A 15,503-nucleotide genomic window follows, 5' to 3' on the forward strand; every position below is an offset into this window, starting at 1 on the left:
GTTTGCCGTCGCTGGTGAGGTCGCCGGCGGCGCTGATGGCGGTCATGTTGTTCCAGCCGTCGCCGGCGCTGGTGGGCCAGCCGAGGTGGCCGGTGCCGGTGCCGGGGTAGATCAGGAGGGTGCCGTTGGTGTTGCGGGCGACGAGGTCTGGTTTGCCGTCGCTGGTGAGGTCGCCGGCGGCGCTGATGGCGGTCATGTTGTTCCAGCCGTCGCCGGCGCTGGTGGGCCAGCCGAGGTGGCCGGTGCCCGTGCCGGGATAGATCCAGAGGATGCCGCTGGTGTGGCGGGCCAGCAAATCCGATTTCCCGTCTCCCGTGTAGTCTCGTGCGGCCGGGAACGGGGCAGGCACCGCGCCGATGTTCAGCAGCCGGTTTGGAGTGCCTGCCGACGCGTTGCTGATGACGCCGGGGGTGGCCGTGGAGGACAGCTCGGCTGTCATTTCCGCCGGTGTGGCCTCGGGAATCCGGGACAGGATGACGGCGGCGGCACCCGCTGCGTGGGGGGCTGCCATGGAAGTGCCGCTCACTGTTGCCGCGGCGGTGGTGGACGAATGGATGGCGGACGTGATGCCGACGCCGGGCGCAAACAGGTCAACGCAGCCGCCGTGGTTCGAGAAGGTGGCCTGCCGGTCCGAGGAGTCGCTCGCTGCGACCGTGAGAGCTTCGGCAACCCGCGCCGGGGAACTGGTGCAGGCGTCCACGCCCGAGTTCCCGGCCGCCACTGCAGCCGTAATGCCATCGGCCATGACGCCGCGGACGGCGGAGTCCACCATGGTGCTGGCGGGACCGCCGAGGCTCAGGTTGGCAACAGCGGGGGTTCCGGCGCGGTGATGGGACACGATCCAGTCAAGGCCGGCCACGATATCGGACATGTAGCCGTTGCCGTTGCAGTCCAGAACCCGGACCGGGACGACGGTGGCGGCCTTGGCCACCCCGTAGGTCCGGCCGGCGACAATTCCGGCAACGTGGGTGCCGTGGCCGTTGCAGTCGCTGCTGCCCCGGCCGTCCTCAACAGCAGTCCAGCCTGCCGCCACCCGGCCCCCGAACTCCTGGTGCTGGGCGAGGACACCGGAATCTATGACGTACGCATTGACGCCTGCCCCGGAGGACGGAGGCGTGAAGGTGCCGGAGAGCGGAAGAATGCTTTGGTCCACCCTGTCCAGGCCCCACGGGGGCGATTGCTGGGTATCAAAGACCTGGACCGGCTCATCGGGTTCGACGGCGGTCACGCGGGGCGAGCGGGCCAGGGCAGCTGCCTGTGCTTTGGTGGCTGTTACGGCAGCTCCCCGGACCGCTGCGGAGAACGTTTTTCCTACCTGGACACCTTGGGACCGGAGGGACGCGGCCTCCTGGGCGACGTCGGCACCTTTGCTGAAGCTGACGAGGTACCTGCCGCTTTCTGCAGGCGGCGGCACCACAGGTTTATCCGCCGTCGGGATGGATGCGGCGGCGGGCTGGGCTGCCAGCGCCACCGCTGCAACGGCCGCCAGCACCGCGCCACGAGAGCTTCCAAATCGCTGAGGGAATGACATTGGGATCTCCTAAGAACCGATGCGTCCTGGGGTGAACAGGCGCGCATGGTTACGCAGGCTGTGCCCGGCCGGGCCAGGAAAAACTTGCCCCTGGCCACGCCCACTGTCTATTCCCCCCAGCGGCTCCGGCTGAGCCCGGAGCCTGTGCCGCAGCGCAAGCTCCTGCCAAGGAAAACCAACGCTGTGAACCCGGCAATCTTAACAAGGCGGGCCTGCGGGGCACTACCCGGGAGTGCTCGCTTTACCGCCGTCCAGTCCGAGGCCCTCCCACCTTCAGCGGTTTCCCCCTCACCCTCTCGCAGGTACTCCTTCTTCCCCGCCCTTCCTCAAGCGTTACATGTAACATTGACATATGAGCGTCAGGGATCGCGTTGCCCGCCACCGCCTCGCCATGAAGCAGCGGGGGTTCCGGCAGATACAGATGTGGGTCCCGGATGCCCGCACGGAGGAGTTCAAGCGCGAGGCGCTGCGCCAGGCGCAGGCGGTCGCCGCGTCAGACCGCGCCGGGGACGACCAGGACTTCATCGAACAGATCTCGGAAGACTGGCCGGAGTGAACCGTGGTGAGCTGTGGACCGTATCCGGCGGAACTTATGCACAGAAGCCGCGTCCGGCACTCATCATCCAGGACGACCTTTTTACCGCGTCGGAGTCGGTGACACTCCTCCCGCTGACCTCGTTCCTGACGGATGCCCCACTGCTCCGACTGACCGTAAACCCCAGTCCGCTGACGGGGCTGGAACGCATCAGCCAGATCATGGTGGACAAGCTCACCACAGTCCGCCGCGCCAATCTCGGGCAGCGAATCGGCCGGATCGATTCAGAAACCATGGTTTCCGTGGAGCAGTCCCTCGCGGTCTTTCTCGGCCTGGCCCGCTGACCTTGGCGTAACGGCGGGGAGCTCCTGACGCTGGCCTCCTGCCGTCGTCGTGCCCTGTTTGCGTAACTTTTCGCCGGGCCTACCCACCCGGTCCGCGCCAACTCAGGCGAGAGCAACGCTTTGGCCACAAAAGTCACGCATTCTTGCCCACGCTTGACAGCCTGACCGGAGCTTACGAGGATCAGAGTGCCGGCGTAGCCGGCAAGTGGTCCGGCTGTCGAAGGGTTATCGGATGCGGTCAGCACTTCCTCGTGGCAGAGGCTTCCGGAGTGCGGCGGCAGCCCTCGCAGCCCTCCTGGCGGTCACCGTTTCGGGATGTACCGGCGACCGGGAGCCGACCCCCGCACCGGTCGATGTCCGTATCGCTGCCGTGGGTGACATGAACGGTGAGGAGAACACGGACCCGGAGAGCCCGTCAGGCCGGAACGCCGCGGCGATCACCGAACTGGTGGAGAACAACGAGATCGATGCGTTCCTGGGGCTCGGTGACTTCCAGTACGACACCGGCTACTGCGAAGACCTGGTGGACTACTGGACCCCTTTGTGGGGTGGGACGATGAGCAAGCTGTACTGGGTGACGGGCCCCAACCATGACTGGGAACCCGGCCGGAACGAGGACCTGGACAACTTCATGAACGGCCAGTGCCCGGGGTCCACGGCGAAGGCTGCCATCAATCAGGAGCTGGGGTTCATCGGGAACGGGAAGGCGTATTCGAAGGAATTCGGGAACTGGCACTTCGCCTTCCTGCCGTCCGGGCAGTGGCGGTACAACCCCCGGGAGGCCCGGGCGCTGACGAGGTGGCTGGACAGGGACCTCGCTGCCGCCAAGGAGGATGGCAAGCACCTGGCCGTGGTGCATCACGAGCCGTACTTCACGTCGGACACGGAGGCGCATGATCGGGCTGAGGACCACAAGCCCTGGATCGATGTGATGTGGAAGCACCGGGTCCGCCTCACCCTGTCCGGGTCGCAGCACAATTACGAGCGTTCTTGTGCCGTGAACAACAGGGACCGGTGTGATGACGACGGGATCACAGCATTCCAGGTGTCCACGGGCGGCATCGAACTCCGGCCCTTCACCAGCAGCCCGCGGTACATTGAGAAACGGTTCAGCGACACCCACGGGTTCCTCCGGCTGACGCTGCGGACTGACGGGTCCTTCGACTGGAACTTCGTCCCGACAACCGGCGAGAGTACGGACGAAGGGTCGCGTCCGGCACCGGAGCCGGACGACAACTAGCCGGACGACGACCGCGGGGCGCCGCAGGAAAGCCGGCGCCCCGCCGTCGTAATGTCCGGAAGGTTAGCCCCGCGACTGAAGACCCGGAACGCCGTCCTGGATCTCGAAGGAGGCCTTCGTGGACACGGCGGCGCCCGGCGTCGTCACGTAGTCCAGCACCCGGAAGTCCGCGGTCATCGCATCCCTGGTAATCTTCGTGTTCACGTAGCCGCGGTTGTCGTTGAAGAACTTCAGGTGCGGGTTCCACGCCATGACCGGGTCCGTGGTGGAGCCGGTTCCGTTGCCGGTGGAGGTGATGGAGGTGCAGACCAGCTCCGAGCCGACCACGGGGGAGGCCGGGTCCTTGTAGTCCACCTTGAGGTTGCAGGCCCAGTTGCGGTGCACGTCGCCGGTGAGGACGACGGCGTTGCGCACGTTCGCATCAATCCAGCCCTGGGTGATGCGGCGGCGGGAGGCGGCGTACCCGTCCCATCCGTCCATGGAGACGTCGTCGATCTCGGGGGCGGCGTTGCGGTCCCGCTCGGCGAAGAACACCTGCTGGCCCAGGATGTCCCAGCGCTGGGTGGAGTTCCGGAACCCGTCCAGCAGCCACTTTTCCTGCTCGGCGCCGGTAATGCTGCGGTCCTCGGCGAGGCGCTCCGCCACGTTCTTCTTCCAGCCGTCGCCGGCGAGCTGGTCGTCGCGGTACTGCCGGGTGTCCATCATGTGGAAGTTGGCCAGCTGGCCCCACTGGATGGTGCGGTAGATCTTCATGTCGAACCCGGCCGGCACGGAGGAGGCGCGCAGCGGCATGTTCTCGTAGTACGCCTGGAACGCGGCCGCCCGGCGCTGGCGGAAACGCTCGGTGGTGTCGTTCATCTGGCCCGCGTCCGTGTTTTCCGGGATCTCGTCCGCCCAGTTGTTGTCCACCTCGTGGTCGTCCCAGACCACCAGCCACGGGGCGATAGCATGCGCAGCTTGCAGGTCGGCGTCGGACTTGTACTGGGCGTGCCGCTGGCGGTAGCCGGCCAGCGTGACGGTCTCGGGCCCCTGGTGGTCGCGCGGGTTGCCGCCGCCGATCACGTAGCTGTCCTTCTTGTACTCGTAGAGGTAGTCGCCGAGGTGCAGGACCAGGTCCGGGTGGTCCTCGGCCAGGCGGGTGTAGGCGGTGAAGTAGCCGTGCTCGTATTGCGAGCAGCTGGCGAAAGCCATGGCCAGCGCGGCGGGCGTCTCGTGCAGCGCGGGGCTGGTGAGGGTGCGGCCCACCTCGCTGACGTGGCGGCCGCTGCGGAAGCGGTAGAAGTATTCCCGCCCGGGCTTGAGGCCCTTGAGCTCCACGTGGACCGAGTGCGCGGTTTCGATCCGGGCCTGTTCGACGCCGCGGGCTACTACGTTGCGCATGTTCCGGTCTTCGGCCACTTCCCACGCGACGGGGACCTGCCGCGACGGCATCCCGCCCAGGCCGTCCTCGGCAAGCGGGTCCAGCGCCAGGCGCGTCCAGATCACGAAGCCGTCCGGCCACGGCTCGCCCGAGGCGATGCCGAGCATGAAGGGGTCGGTGCGGAGGCCGGCGTCGTCAGCGGTGGAAACCGCGACGGCGGCACCTGGCAGGGCGGCGACTAGGCCTGCCCCAAGGCCGGCGGAAATGAGGGATCTGCGGGAAATGTTGTCCATGCCTCCGACCGTAGGAAGGCCGGTTGGACAGGTTCTGAGAAGGACGTGAACCGGGAATGAACGCTGAGAAGACTGACAGCCCGGGCTCTGCGATGGAGCTCCGGCCGGGAATCCACTGGCCTAACCGAACGTTCAAGCTGCTTGCTTTTGGGTGTCCAGCAGGCCCAGGCAACGCGGGGCCTGCCGTACACCTAAAGAAGGTTCTTTATGAAACAAGCTTGGCGTAGACCACGTAGTTGTCGTCGAATTCGCCCGTTTTCGGGTCGTATCCGTCGCACGTGATAAGCCGTAGTTCAGGTCCCTCCGTATTCCCGTAAACCTTTTCCGTCGGAAATTCTGCTTTCACGTATTGTTCACCACGGTCAAATGCAAATGCGGCGGTTTCACCGTTTTGCGTGGTGACCTTGATGGTGTCACCACTGCCGAGGCTGCGCAGGTCAGCAAACACACCTGGGCCACCATCAGTGGCGTTGACATGTCCGTAAAGGACAGCAGGTCCGACGTCCCCGGGTGTTGGGGAACCGTTGTACCAGGCCGCCGGGGCTCCTGGCGCGTCGGGCGGAACCTCTAAGGATCCATCGTCCCGGAGGCCCAAGCTAATCAACTTGGACTGTGTGCCGGTGGACGGAATCTCTAGAGATACCGGTACGGAAGCCGCTTTCGCATCAGGCGCTGAAGAGGCAGGTGCCGTGGTGGTGATGGTGCCCAGCGCACCGACAGTCTGCGTCGGGCTGCTGGAGGCACAGCCAGTAAGAAGTAGCAAAGCGACCGCCGCAGACGCAGCGTGCCATCTGCGACGGTCGCTTTTTGACCTAATCATGTGTATCGGTCAGTCCGAACGCTATGCCTGGCTTGCCATCCGGCGGCGAACGATGACCGTTCCAGTGGCGGCAGCCGCTGCAAGACCTCCAAGCGCAAGGAACCCTGCGACATTTTCGGTCTCCTGCGGTACGCCAGTAGGAGCGGCACCAACAGGCTTCCTGGCTACCTGGGCCTGGCTCTGGGCAGGAGCCGCGGAGTTCTCGCATCCGATGCCGTCCCTGTCACTGTCAAGGTGTGTGCCGTAACCCGGGCTGCCGGCCGGGATGTTGTACACGCCCACTGCTGCCGCTGCACTGCAGTTCGGGTATGCCCCAACGGTGGCACTGGCCGGGGTTGCTGTCAGCGCTGAAAGACCAACCACTGCCGCCACTGCCAAGATTGATGTGCTCTTCTTCATTGAATCCCCAATCATCTATATAACTTGGAAAGCCGCTCATGCACGGCCGAAGGGGAAGCAAAAACACGACGCCCCCACGGCCCTGTTGAAACTGGCTTCAATCTGGCTTCTGCCATGCAAGTTATATCAATGCGGGGCAGTTAAAGTTCAAATGTGACGGAGGTCGCCTGAGAAATAAAATGTCGCATTTGCGTAAAAATAGTGGATTGTGTAAAGCGCTTTTTATATCGCGGCGCACCCGCCGGGCATCGCCAATCATGCAGAGACGTTTTTCGCAACCCATGTCGAATAGCAGTGGTGGGATGGTGTTGGCCTCCGCGGGTCCATCTGCTTTCCACTTACAGCCTGCGGCGGTTCAGGGCGTCGAACTGCTCCTGCCAGACGGCCAGGTCCCGGTCCACGTAGCGCCGGTGCGCCGCGTTCCACTTGGGCATGATGTCCGGCGTAGCTTCGGGCGTGGCCGGTTGTGGCGCGGGCGATTTTGGCGCCGGAGGTTTGCGGGCCGGCGGCGCGTTCCGTGGGGGAGCAACCGGCCTGGGTGCGGGCCTGACGTTGCGGTTCGGGCCGGCAATCGCCTGCGGGCGGCTCGCCGAGCTGACGAGACCGGTTAGCCAAAGCATGGTCTGGCAGAAGAGCCAGATCACTCCGAAGACCACGAAGGCGGCGAGAAGGAGGCCGATCCAAAGCAGGATCCCCATAGCTGAGAAGAGCACAACCATGGCCTATTTTATCTTCTGGACCCTCGCTTTGGGGCGGGAATCCGCGGGTTTCCCCGGCTCAAGCCAGCGGGCCTTAGACCTCCAGCCGGAACACCCACAGCAGAACGTCCTCGCCCGGCACGTACCAGTCGCGCTCCGGTGCCCGGCGGAAACCCAGGGACTCGTACAGGGCGTGGGCGCGCTCCATGAACGTGGCGCTGGTGATGCTGATCGCCCCGATCTCAGGCAGCGACCGGGCGTGCTCGATCACCCGGCGGACCACGGCCCGGCCCACTCCGCCGCCCTGGAGAGCCGGGTCCACGGCGAGCATGCGGAACTCCAGCTCGCCGTCCACCGCGATCTCACTGTAGGGCTGGCCGGCGAACGTCAGCGTCACCGCCGCAACCACCGACTCGGACCTCTCGGCCACCCACACCTCGGCGTGCTGGGCCCGGTGTTCCACGTCCTCGAGCACCCCCATATACGGGTGGTCGGCCGCGAAGTGCCCGGCGGAAAGGTAGGCGTCCCGCGTGACCCGCCGGACGTCGTCGTAATCCGCCGGGGCCGCCGGCCGGAACGTCAGAGTCACTGTCCGGCCACGTCCGCCCGCGAAACCCCCGCCATGTAGGAAGCCAGCGGGGCCAACGCCGGCTGGGACGACGGGTCGCCCACGGCATCGGCGCCCACGGCGTTGGCAACGGACAGCGCCGCGGCGTAGTCCAGCCCGGATCCGAGCGCCAGGACCAGGGCGGCGCAGAACGCGTCGCCCGCACCAACGGTGTTCACCACGGTCGCGGCGGCGGCCGGAGCCTCGGCAACCTTGCGCCCGCGCTCGAACATGGCGGACCCCTCACCGCCGTACGTCACCGCCACGAGCTTCGCATCAGCGAGGGCGGGAATCAGGGCGTACTCGCTCTCGTTGACGATTACCAGGTCGCAGCGCTCCAGCAGTTCCGCCGGCAGGTCCATGGCCGGTGCCGCGTTCAGCACAAAGACACCCTGCGCCTTGCGGGCCGCCTCCTGCACCACGGGCAGGCCCACCTCCAACTGGCACAGCACTGTCTCGTCCGGGCCGAACTCCGCGCCGTACACCGAGAGGTGCGAGTTGGCGCCCGGGCACACCACAATCTGGTTCTCGCCCTCGCGGTCCACCACGATCAGCGCGGTGCCGGTCGCCGCGGGCAGGACCGCCACGTCAGCGGTGTCGACGCCGGCACCCGCGAGGGCGTCCAGCATCCGCTGGCCCTGCGCGTCCTTGCCCACCGCGCCGACCATGCGCGCCCTCCCGCCCAGCCGCGCAGCGGCCGCGGCCTGGTTGGCGCCCTTGCCGCCAGGCTGCTCGGACAGCACGCCGCCGCCGATGGTTTCACCGGCGGTGGGAAGCCGCTCGGCGGTGGCGATCAGGTCCAGGTTGATGCTGCCGACCACGGTGACGGCAGGAAGTCGATTGCTCATGGAAAGTCTCTTTCGGAGGGGTGCCGGAAGCGGCAGGAACAAAATTCAGTGTACGGCATGGGTTGTACTTGTTGGTCATACATGGTTGTATAACAACTCGAATCTTGCCGAAAGAAATGCAAGAACGCCTGCTCGAACAAAGGAGTTTGATGTGAACACCCCAGCCCCGGCGGCCGCCGCACCTCCAGCGGACGCCGCATCCGCCGTCGTCCTTCCCGACGGCGACGCCAAGTTCTCCGGCCGCCGCGCCGCCCTGCTGATCTCCACCCTGCTGCTTGGCGTGCTGTCCTTCCAGCTCAACGCCAGCATGGTCACCCCCGCGCTGCCGCAGATCGCCGCGAGCTTCGGCCAGGGAGCCGACGCCGCCGCCCCCGTCCAATCCATGTTCTTCCTGGCCGGCGCCATCGCCGGGCCCGTGATCGGCCGGTGGAGCGACTTCATCGGCCGCCGCGCCGCCCTGCTGCTGGTTCTCGGCATCATGGGCGCCGGCACAATTCTCTGCATCACCGCGCCCACGCTGGAACTGCTCATCACCGGCCGTTTTCTGCAGGGCGTCTCCAGCGCGGTCTTCGCCCTGGCCTACATCGTCCTCAGCGAGAACCTGCAGGCAAAGGTGTTCGGGACCTCGGTGGGCATCATCGCCGCCATCAACGGGGGAGTGGGCGGCGTAGACGGCTACGTCGGCGGCCTCATGGCCGAGACGCTCGGCTTCCGGTCCATCTTCGTCGTCGTCCTGGTCCTGACCGCCATCGCTGCCGCCTGCATCATCCGCATGGTTCCGGCCGGGCGTCCGAGCGGCGTCCGCGGCGCCATGGACTGGTGGGGCGCCGGCTCGCTCTCGCTGTTCCTCGTGTTCATCACGTACTTCGTCTCCGGCGGATCCGCCGCGGGCTGGACCGCGCCCGGCACGCTGGCGCTGCTGGCCGCCACCATCGCCTCCTTCGCCGCGTTCTGGTTCATCGAAAAGCGCCGCAGCCACCCGCTTATCGCCGTCCACCACCTGCGCTCCCGCCAGGTGTGGCCGGTCATCGCTACCACCGTCCTCACGCTCGCGGGCATCTTCGCGATCATCAACTTCACAGTGGTGCTGCTCAGCCAGGATTCCGACGGCGGCTTCGGGCTTTCGGCGTCCGTCTCGGCGTTGCTGTTCCTCACCCCCGCCGCGCTGATCGGCGTGTTCGCCGCACCGCTCGCCGGCTGGCTGGCCGACCGCCGCGGCTGGATCAAAACCCTGCGCGCCGGAACCGGGCTGAGCCTGGCCTGCGCCATCGCCGCGGCCGCCTTCTCCGAGAGCCAGGTGGCGGTGCTGGTGGCCATCGCGGCCCTGGGCATCTTCTACAACGGTTTCTTCCTCACCGCCATTAACGGGCTCTCCGTGCTGCTCTCGCCCAAGGAGGCCCCGGCCGCGCTGCCCGGCATCAACGGTGCCTCCTTCGGCATCGGCGCGAGCCTCGGCGTCGTGCTGGTGGCACCCTTCGCCGCCCTGTCCACGTCCGCCGGGTACGCCACCGCCCTTTGGATCTCGGTGGGCATCACCGCCGCCGCGTTCATCGTCAGCCTCTTCGTCGCCGCCCCCAAGGGCGAGACCGTCTGACCCCGTTCCCTTCACCGAACCTGAAAGAAGACCCATGACTGCCACCTTCCCGTTCTACCTGGACTGCGACACCGGGATCGACGACGCCCTCGCCCTGGCTTACCTGCTCGCCGCCCCCGCCGCCGACCTGGTGGGGATCGGGGCCGTCAGCGGCAACGTCAGTGCCGCCGTCGGGGCCCGGAACACCCTTGACCTGCTCCAGCTCGCCGGCGCCGCGGACATTCCCGTTGCTTTGGGCGCCCACGATCCGCTGGCCGGTTCCTTCGGGGGAGGGGCGCCGTGGGTGCACGGGGAGAACGGCATCGGAGAGGTGTCGCTGGCAGCCTCTCCGGCTCCGCTGGCTTCCGAGTCCGCGGCGGAGATGCTGGTGCGGCTGGCGCGGACCTATCCCGGGACGCTGCGGGTGCTTGCCATCGGGCCGCTGACCAACATTGCCGAGGCCCTGCGGCTGGAGCCCGGGCTGCCTTCGCTGGTCCACTCCGTGACGGTGATGGGCGGGGCCGCGTTGGCCCCCGGCAACATCACCTCCGTGGCCGAGGCCAATATCCACAACGACCCCGAGGCCGCCGCCCTGGTACTCGCCGCCGACTGGGACATCACCCTGGTGCCGCTGGACGTGACCATGGCCTCCGTCCTGGAGGAGCACCACCGGCAGGAATTGCTGGCGTCCTCCGCTCCAGTGCCGCGGGCGCTGGGGGAGATGCTGGGCTACTACTTCCGCTTCTACGAGGGCATCTACGGCCGGCCCTGCTCCGCGATGCATGATCCGCTGGCCGCGGCGCTCGCCGTCGGTGCGGTGCAGGCGGCGGTGGCCCCGGTGGTGCGTGCCGCCGTCGACACCTCCTCCGGGCCCTCCCGCGGGCAGACGGTCTGCGACATGCGCGGGCTGTATGCCGGCTACCCGTCAGTGACGGGAGCGAGGTGCCGCGTGGTGCTGTCGCTGGAGGAGGACTTCGCGCCGCACCTGGTGGACACGTTGTTTGGGCACTTCGAGACTCGGGTGGTCGAGCCTGCCGGATCCCTGGTGGTTGAGCCGGTCTAAACCTCGATTGATGTGGAGGGAAGGGCAAGCTCCCTTAGCCGGGACTTCCGCCCAGTACGTCCACATGCACATGGTCGAGGTGGCGAAGGACCTCGTTGCCCGGTTCAGGTGCGTCGTAGTCCCGCCATTGCGCCCGGGAACTCTGTGCGCTCCAAAACCGGTCGTCGAAGATAACGTACTGGATGTACAGGTCCTCGGCGTGGGCGACGAGCCAGTGAGCCAGTATCCACCCCTGGCGGCGGTTCTCCTCAGTCACGGGGCGGAAGAAGATATCGATGGCCCGCCCGTCGTAGTGCGTGGAGTCCGCCCCGTGGCCCTGATCAACGCCGCCCGGGGCGAACCCGCCCAGGCTTTGGTTGCCGAATACCTCGGTCATTGCTGCGCGCAACTGCTCGGCGCGCGGTGTCAGGCCGATGGCACCGATGTCTTCTACCGGCAGGTCCCTGGCGGCCGAGCCCCGGCAGGCCAGTGAAGGGCCGGCGCCGCCGGAAGGACCGCCGGCCAGCTGCTGCAGCACCGCCGCGCCGATGCCGGAGGTGTCCGGCGCTGCAACTCCGCGGGCCTGGAGTGCCACCGCTGTTGTGGCCAGCTTCGCTTGGTCCCGGCTCAGCCCCACTTCCCCCTCCGGGGTTTCGACCACGCACTCCGGCCGCCAGAGCAGGGAGCCGTCCTCGGTGCGCAATGCACTGAGTACGCCGGGGCCGAAGAATGCCAGCACTGTTGCGAGCCCTACGAGCAGGAAAACGCTCAAGAGCAGCTGACGCGCACCGTGCTGGCGCCGATCGGTTTTGTTGCCAGTCATCGGCAGCCTTAGGACTGGAACTGCTGCATCACGGAAAGGTGCCCGGCCCGGGCGGAGACCAGGCACTTGGCGAGGTAGAAGGGCCGGTTGTTGTGGCGGACGTACTGGGTGAGGACCAGTACCGGGTCCGATGGGCGCAGGTCCAGCAGCTTTGCCCGGCTCGGCCCTACCTGGCTCAGGCTGATCTGGCACTCGCCCGGCCCGGCTAACCTGCCCAGCTGGTTGTTGAGCGTGGAAAGCAGGGTGGCGGCGCCGTCGTCGTTAATCTCCAGGGGCGCGGCGGGGCTCTTACCGAAGTTGATCGGCTGGGCGGTCACGTTTTCCTGCAGGTGCGCGATGGCTTCGCCGTCGCGGATCAGGATGGACTCCCAGAGCCAGCATTCAGTGCCAGGCTCGACGCCGATGCCGGGGGCGACGAATTCGGAGGCGGCCTGCCGCACTACCTGGGTGCGTTTGACCTCCACCCGCTGGCCGGGGGAGCCGAGGACGTCCTCAAAGGGCTGGATGCGTTCGATGCCAATGCGGGGGAGGGTGTCCGAGACGAACCGCCCGACGCCGCGCCGCGCCCTGATCAGCCCGTCCTCCTCAAGCAGCATGAGGGCTTCGCGGACAACCGTGCGGCTGACCTTCATGTCGGCGCCGAGTTCGGTTTCGGTGGGGATCATGGAGCCGGGCGTGAGGAGGCCGTTGCGGATCGCTTCGGCGATGCGCGAGTACACGGCAACACGGAGCGGCGAGCCCGATTGGGCGGCCACCGGCTGGGACAGGAACCGGGCGGCGTCCTGATGCACGTCTGCCTCGCTTTTCAGGTGGATTCGGGGGATTCCAGCCTAACAAGTGCTACGCGTTTGTTGGACAAGCCGCCGACGCTAAAAGCAGTAAGGCCGTGTGCCGCGCGGTTCGCGCGGCACACGGCCTTACCCATACCAGCTGCGGTCTAGCTGCGCGCCGATTCCTTCTCGCGCTCCGCCGGCTTGTAGGACTCCCAGAAGGTCGCCCCGGTGATGCCGAGGGGCCGCGGGTCGAAGACGGGGTCGAGGCCCAGCTTCTGCTGCCGCTCGAAGTCCTTCAGCGCCTTGAAGGCTGGCTTCTGCAGGACCAGGATGCCCACGATGTTCAGCCAGGCCATAAGCCCGACGCCGATATCGCCCATCACCCACGCGTCGGCGGCCGTGTTCACGCAGCCGTAGGCAGCGGCGACGAGGATGGCCACCTGCAGCGAAATGGTGGTCGCGCGGCCCAGGCTGGTCCGCAGGCCGGGAATCATCTTGGCCGAGGAGTTACCCAGGAGGAAGCGCAGGTTGGTCTCGGCCATGTAGTAGTAGGCGATGACGGTGGTCAGGCAGAAGAAGACCAGCGTGATGGCGATGAACGCCGCACCGACGCCGGGGAAGACGGAGTCGAATCCGGCCTGGACATACTGCGGCCCGACGACGGCACTCGCCGACAGCAGTCCGCCCTCGGCGAGGATCTCGCCGTCTTCGCTGCCGCCGGAGAAGATGCGGTAGGCGCCGGTGGAGAGGATCAGGAAGCCGGTGGCCGAGCACACAAACAGCGTGTCGATGTAGACGGCGAAGGCCTGGACCAGGCCCTGCTTTGCCGGGTGCGAGACCTCGGCGGCAGCGGCGGCGTGCGGGCCCGTGCCCTGGCCGGCCTCGTTCGAGTAGACGCCACGCTTGACGCCCCACATCACGGCCAAGCCGATGATGGCGCCGAGGGCCGAGTCCATGCCGAAGGCGCTGCGGAACACCAGCGAGAGGATCTCCGGCAGCTGGGCGGCGTTGATGAAGACGACGATCAGGGCGAGGAGGATGTAGCCGGCGGCCATGAACGGCACCACGAATGCAGCAACGCTGGCGATGCGCTTTACGCCGCCCATGACGACGAGTGCCAGGAGGATGACGGAGCCGACGGCCACGGCCCAGGACGGGATGGTCCAGGCGCCGCTGATCGCGGTGGCCATGGAGTTGGTCTGGACACCCGGCATCAGAACGCCGCAGGCAAGGACTGTCACGGCCGCGAAGACGTAGCCGTAGACCTTGAAGAAGCCGGCGCCCTTGGTGTGGGCGAAGGCGCGGGAGAAGTAGTAGGCCGGGCCGCCGCGGTACTCGCCGGTCAGCGGGTCGCGGGTCTTGTACATCTGGCCGAGCGTCGATTCGACGAACGACGTGGACGCGCCCAGGAAGGCGACAGTCCACATCCAGAACAGGGCGCCCGGCCCGCCGAAGGCGATGGCGGTGGCGACGCCGGCGACGTTGCCGGTGCCGACGCGGCCGGACAGGGACATGGCCAGGGCCTGGAACGAGGAAACGCCCGAGGCGGACTTCTCGCCGTGAACCAGCTGCTGGAACATGCCCTTGACGTGGCGGACCTGAAGGAAGCGTGTCCGGACGGAGAAGTAGACTCCGGTGGCGAGGCAGAGATAGACGAGCCAGTCACTCCAGATCACGTTATTGATGTTTGATAAGGCATCGCTCATAAGTGTGGGTTCCCTCCATGAAGAGCGTGGCTGATGCGGGTGGTGCCTTTGCGCCGCCGTGGATGTCGTGGCGCGCACCACACAAAACCTGTGAAGCATCTCACAAAGTGGCGGGGGAGTCCATTTGGCCCTGCGGCAAGGGGTTGCCCGTCCTCTGAGCGGCTGCGTCGCTGTCGTTAGCGGGCTTAAATGCCTGCCGCATGACCCGTGCGAGGCGAATAATGGGGGCAAGCCGGAAAGGAGTGGCGGTGGAACGTGGAACGGAGCGCCTTCAGCACCCGCTCTTTGCCCGCGCCTTCGCACGGGGGGTGGAGGAGATGGACCGGCGCGGGGCAACCGAGCACCGCCGGCGCATGTTGGCCGGCCTGCACGGTTCAGTCATTGAGATCGGTGCCGGGACCGGATCCTCCTTTGCGCTGTACCCGCCCGCTGTCACCCATGTCCTGGCGCTGGAACCCAACGACTACCTGCGGAACCTGGCCGTGGAACGGGCCGCCACTGCCGGCGTCCCCGTGACTGTGGTCTCCGCGGCTGCGGAGCACATCCCGGCCCGTAGCGGAAGCGCCGACGCCGTGGCAACGAGCCTTGTTCTGTGCAGCGTTGAGGACCAGGCCGCCGTCCTCGCGGAAATCCGGCGCGTCCTGCGGCCCGGCGGAACCCTGGCCTACTACGAACATGTCCGTTCAGACCGCCCGCTCCTTGCTGCAGTTGAAGACCTGATCACGCCGGTATGGCGGCATTTCATGGGCGGCTGCCACCTCAACCGGGACACGCTCGCGGCGATCAGTGCAGCAGGCTTCACGCTCCAGGACAACGAGCGCTTCAGGTTTGTGGTGCAGCAGCTGAACCCGCCCCTGACCCACATCCTGGGCACGGCCACGAGCCCTGGGCCTCCCGACTGACGCTTGCGC

16 protein-coding genes are annotated in these 15,503 nt (G+C 66.9%); 6 read left to right on the forward strand and 10 right to left on the reverse strand.

Features of this window, described 5'->3' with window-relative positions; all coding sequences use genetic code 11:
- Nucleotides 1-1,531: S8 family serine peptidase (locus tag AC5RUO_RS09735; protein ID WP_494103401.1), on the reverse strand; the 1,531-nt coding region annotated here is incomplete at its 3' end.
- Between the two features lie 352 nt (nucleotides 1,532-1,883).
- Here AC5RUO_RS09735 and AC5RUO_RS09740 point away from each other — a divergent pair.
- From AC5RUO_RS09740 to AC5RUO_RS09750, 3 genes are all read left to right on the forward strand, one after another.
- Complete coding sequence (locus AC5RUO_RS09740) at nucleotides 1,884-2,087, forward strand: antitoxin MazE-like protein (RefSeq protein WP_494103402.1); 204 nt, start codon at nucleotides 1,884-1,886, stop codon at nucleotides 2,085-2,087.
- Entirely contained in the window at nucleotides 2,084-2,410 is a 327-nt protein-coding gene (locus AC5RUO_RS09745; RefSeq protein WP_494103403.1) for a type II toxin-antitoxin system PemK/MazF family toxin, read from the forward strand. Before AC5RUO_RS09740 ends, AC5RUO_RS09745 begins: the two co-directional genes overlap by 4 nt.
- A gap of 232 nt (nucleotides 2,411-2,642) precedes the next feature.
- Nucleotides 2,643-3,650 (forward strand): metallophosphoesterase family protein, encoded by a 1,008-nt coding sequence (locus AC5RUO_RS09750; protein WP_494103404.1) that lies wholly within the window; start codon nucleotides 2,643-2,645, stop codon nucleotides 3,648-3,650.
- Nucleotides 3,651-3,713: 63 nt separating this feature from the next.
- On the opposite strand, the gene AC5RUO_RS09755 is transcribed toward AC5RUO_RS09750, so the two are convergent.
- The 6 genes from AC5RUO_RS09755 to AC5RUO_RS09780 form a co-directional block, all read right to left on the reverse strand.
- Nucleotides 3,714-5,303 (reverse strand): alkaline phosphatase D family protein, encoded by a 1,590-nt coding sequence (locus AC5RUO_RS09755; RefSeq protein ID WP_494103405.1) that lies wholly within the window; start codon nucleotides 5,301-5,303, stop codon nucleotides 3,714-3,716.
- A gap of 205 nt (nucleotides 5,304-5,508) precedes the next feature.
- Nucleotides 5,509-6,123, reverse strand: coding sequence for a sortase domain-containing protein (locus AC5RUO_RS09760; RefSeq protein WP_494103406.1), 615 nt, complete (start codon nucleotides 6,121-6,123; stop codon nucleotides 5,509-5,511).
- Nucleotides 6,124-6,144: 21 nt separating this feature from the next.
- Nucleotides 6,145-6,522: an excalibur calcium-binding domain-containing protein gene (locus tag AC5RUO_RS09765; protein ID WP_494103407.1), complete on the reverse strand. Its 378-nt coding sequence runs from the start codon at nucleotides 6,520-6,522 to the stop codon at nucleotides 6,145-6,147.
- A 338-nt stretch (nucleotides 6,523-6,860) separates the two neighbouring features.
- Nucleotides 6,861-7,235, reverse strand: coding sequence for a hypothetical protein (locus AC5RUO_RS09770; RefSeq protein WP_494103408.1), 375 nt, complete (start codon nucleotides 7,233-7,235; stop codon nucleotides 6,861-6,863).
- A gap of 79 nt (nucleotides 7,236-7,314) precedes the next feature.
- The gene (locus AC5RUO_RS09775; RefSeq protein WP_494103409.1) at nucleotides 7,315-7,809 is read right to left on the reverse strand and encodes a GNAT family N-acetyltransferase; all 495 of its coding nucleotides are present in this window, start codon (nucleotides 7,807-7,809) and stop codon (nucleotides 7,315-7,317) included.
- A complete protein-coding gene (locus tag AC5RUO_RS09780) occupies nucleotides 7,806-8,675 on the reverse strand; it encodes a ribokinase (protein ID WP_494012203.1) in 870 nt (289 codons plus the stop codon). Before AC5RUO_RS09780 ends, AC5RUO_RS09775 begins: the two co-directional genes overlap by 4 nt.
- Before the next feature lie 151 nt (nucleotides 8,676-8,826).
- On the opposite strand from AC5RUO_RS09780, the gene AC5RUO_RS09785 reads away from it, so the two are divergent.
- The gene (locus AC5RUO_RS09785) at nucleotides 8,827-10,269 is read left to right on the forward strand and encodes an MFS transporter (protein ID WP_494012202.1); all 1,443 of its coding nucleotides are present in this window, start codon (nucleotides 8,827-8,829) and stop codon (nucleotides 10,267-10,269) included.
- A 34-nt stretch (nucleotides 10,270-10,303) separates the two neighbouring features.
- On the forward strand, nucleotides 10,304-11,311 hold the full coding sequence (locus AC5RUO_RS09790) for a nucleoside hydrolase (protein WP_494103410.1): 1,008 nt from the start codon (nucleotides 10,304-10,306) through the stop codon (nucleotides 11,309-11,311).
- A 34-nt stretch (nucleotides 11,312-11,345) separates the two neighbouring features.
- Here the strand turns inward: AC5RUO_RS09790 and AC5RUO_RS09795 are convergent, their stop codons facing one another.
- The 3 genes from AC5RUO_RS09795 to AC5RUO_RS09805 form a co-directional block, all read right to left on the reverse strand.
- On the reverse strand, nucleotides 11,346-12,113 hold the full coding sequence (locus tag AC5RUO_RS09795) for a VldE C-terminal domain-containing protein (RefSeq protein WP_494103411.1): 768 nt from the start codon (nucleotides 12,111-12,113) through the stop codon (nucleotides 11,346-11,348).
- An 8-nt stretch (nucleotides 12,114-12,121) separates the two neighbouring features.
- On the reverse strand, nucleotides 12,122-12,904 hold the full coding sequence (locus tag AC5RUO_RS09800; RefSeq protein ID WP_494103412.1) for a GntR family transcriptional regulator: 783 nt from the start codon (nucleotides 12,902-12,904) through the stop codon (nucleotides 12,122-12,124).
- A 146-nt stretch (nucleotides 12,905-13,050) separates the two neighbouring features.
- Nucleotides 13,051-14,592 (reverse strand): alanine/glycine:cation symporter family protein, encoded by a 1,542-nt coding sequence (locus AC5RUO_RS09805; RefSeq protein ID WP_494103413.1) that lies wholly within the window; start codon nucleotides 14,590-14,592, stop codon nucleotides 13,051-13,053.
- A 248-nt stretch (nucleotides 14,593-14,840) separates the two neighbouring features.
- Here AC5RUO_RS09805 and AC5RUO_RS09810 point away from each other — a divergent pair, with 248 nt between their 5' ends.
- Entirely contained in the window at nucleotides 14,841-15,494 is a 654-nt protein-coding gene (locus AC5RUO_RS09810; protein WP_494103414.1) for a class I SAM-dependent methyltransferase, read from the forward strand.
- The last annotated feature ends 9 nt before the right edge of the window (nucleotides 15,495-15,503 follow it).

It is taken from the genome of Arthrobacter sp. Y3221087 (assembly GCF_059089905.1).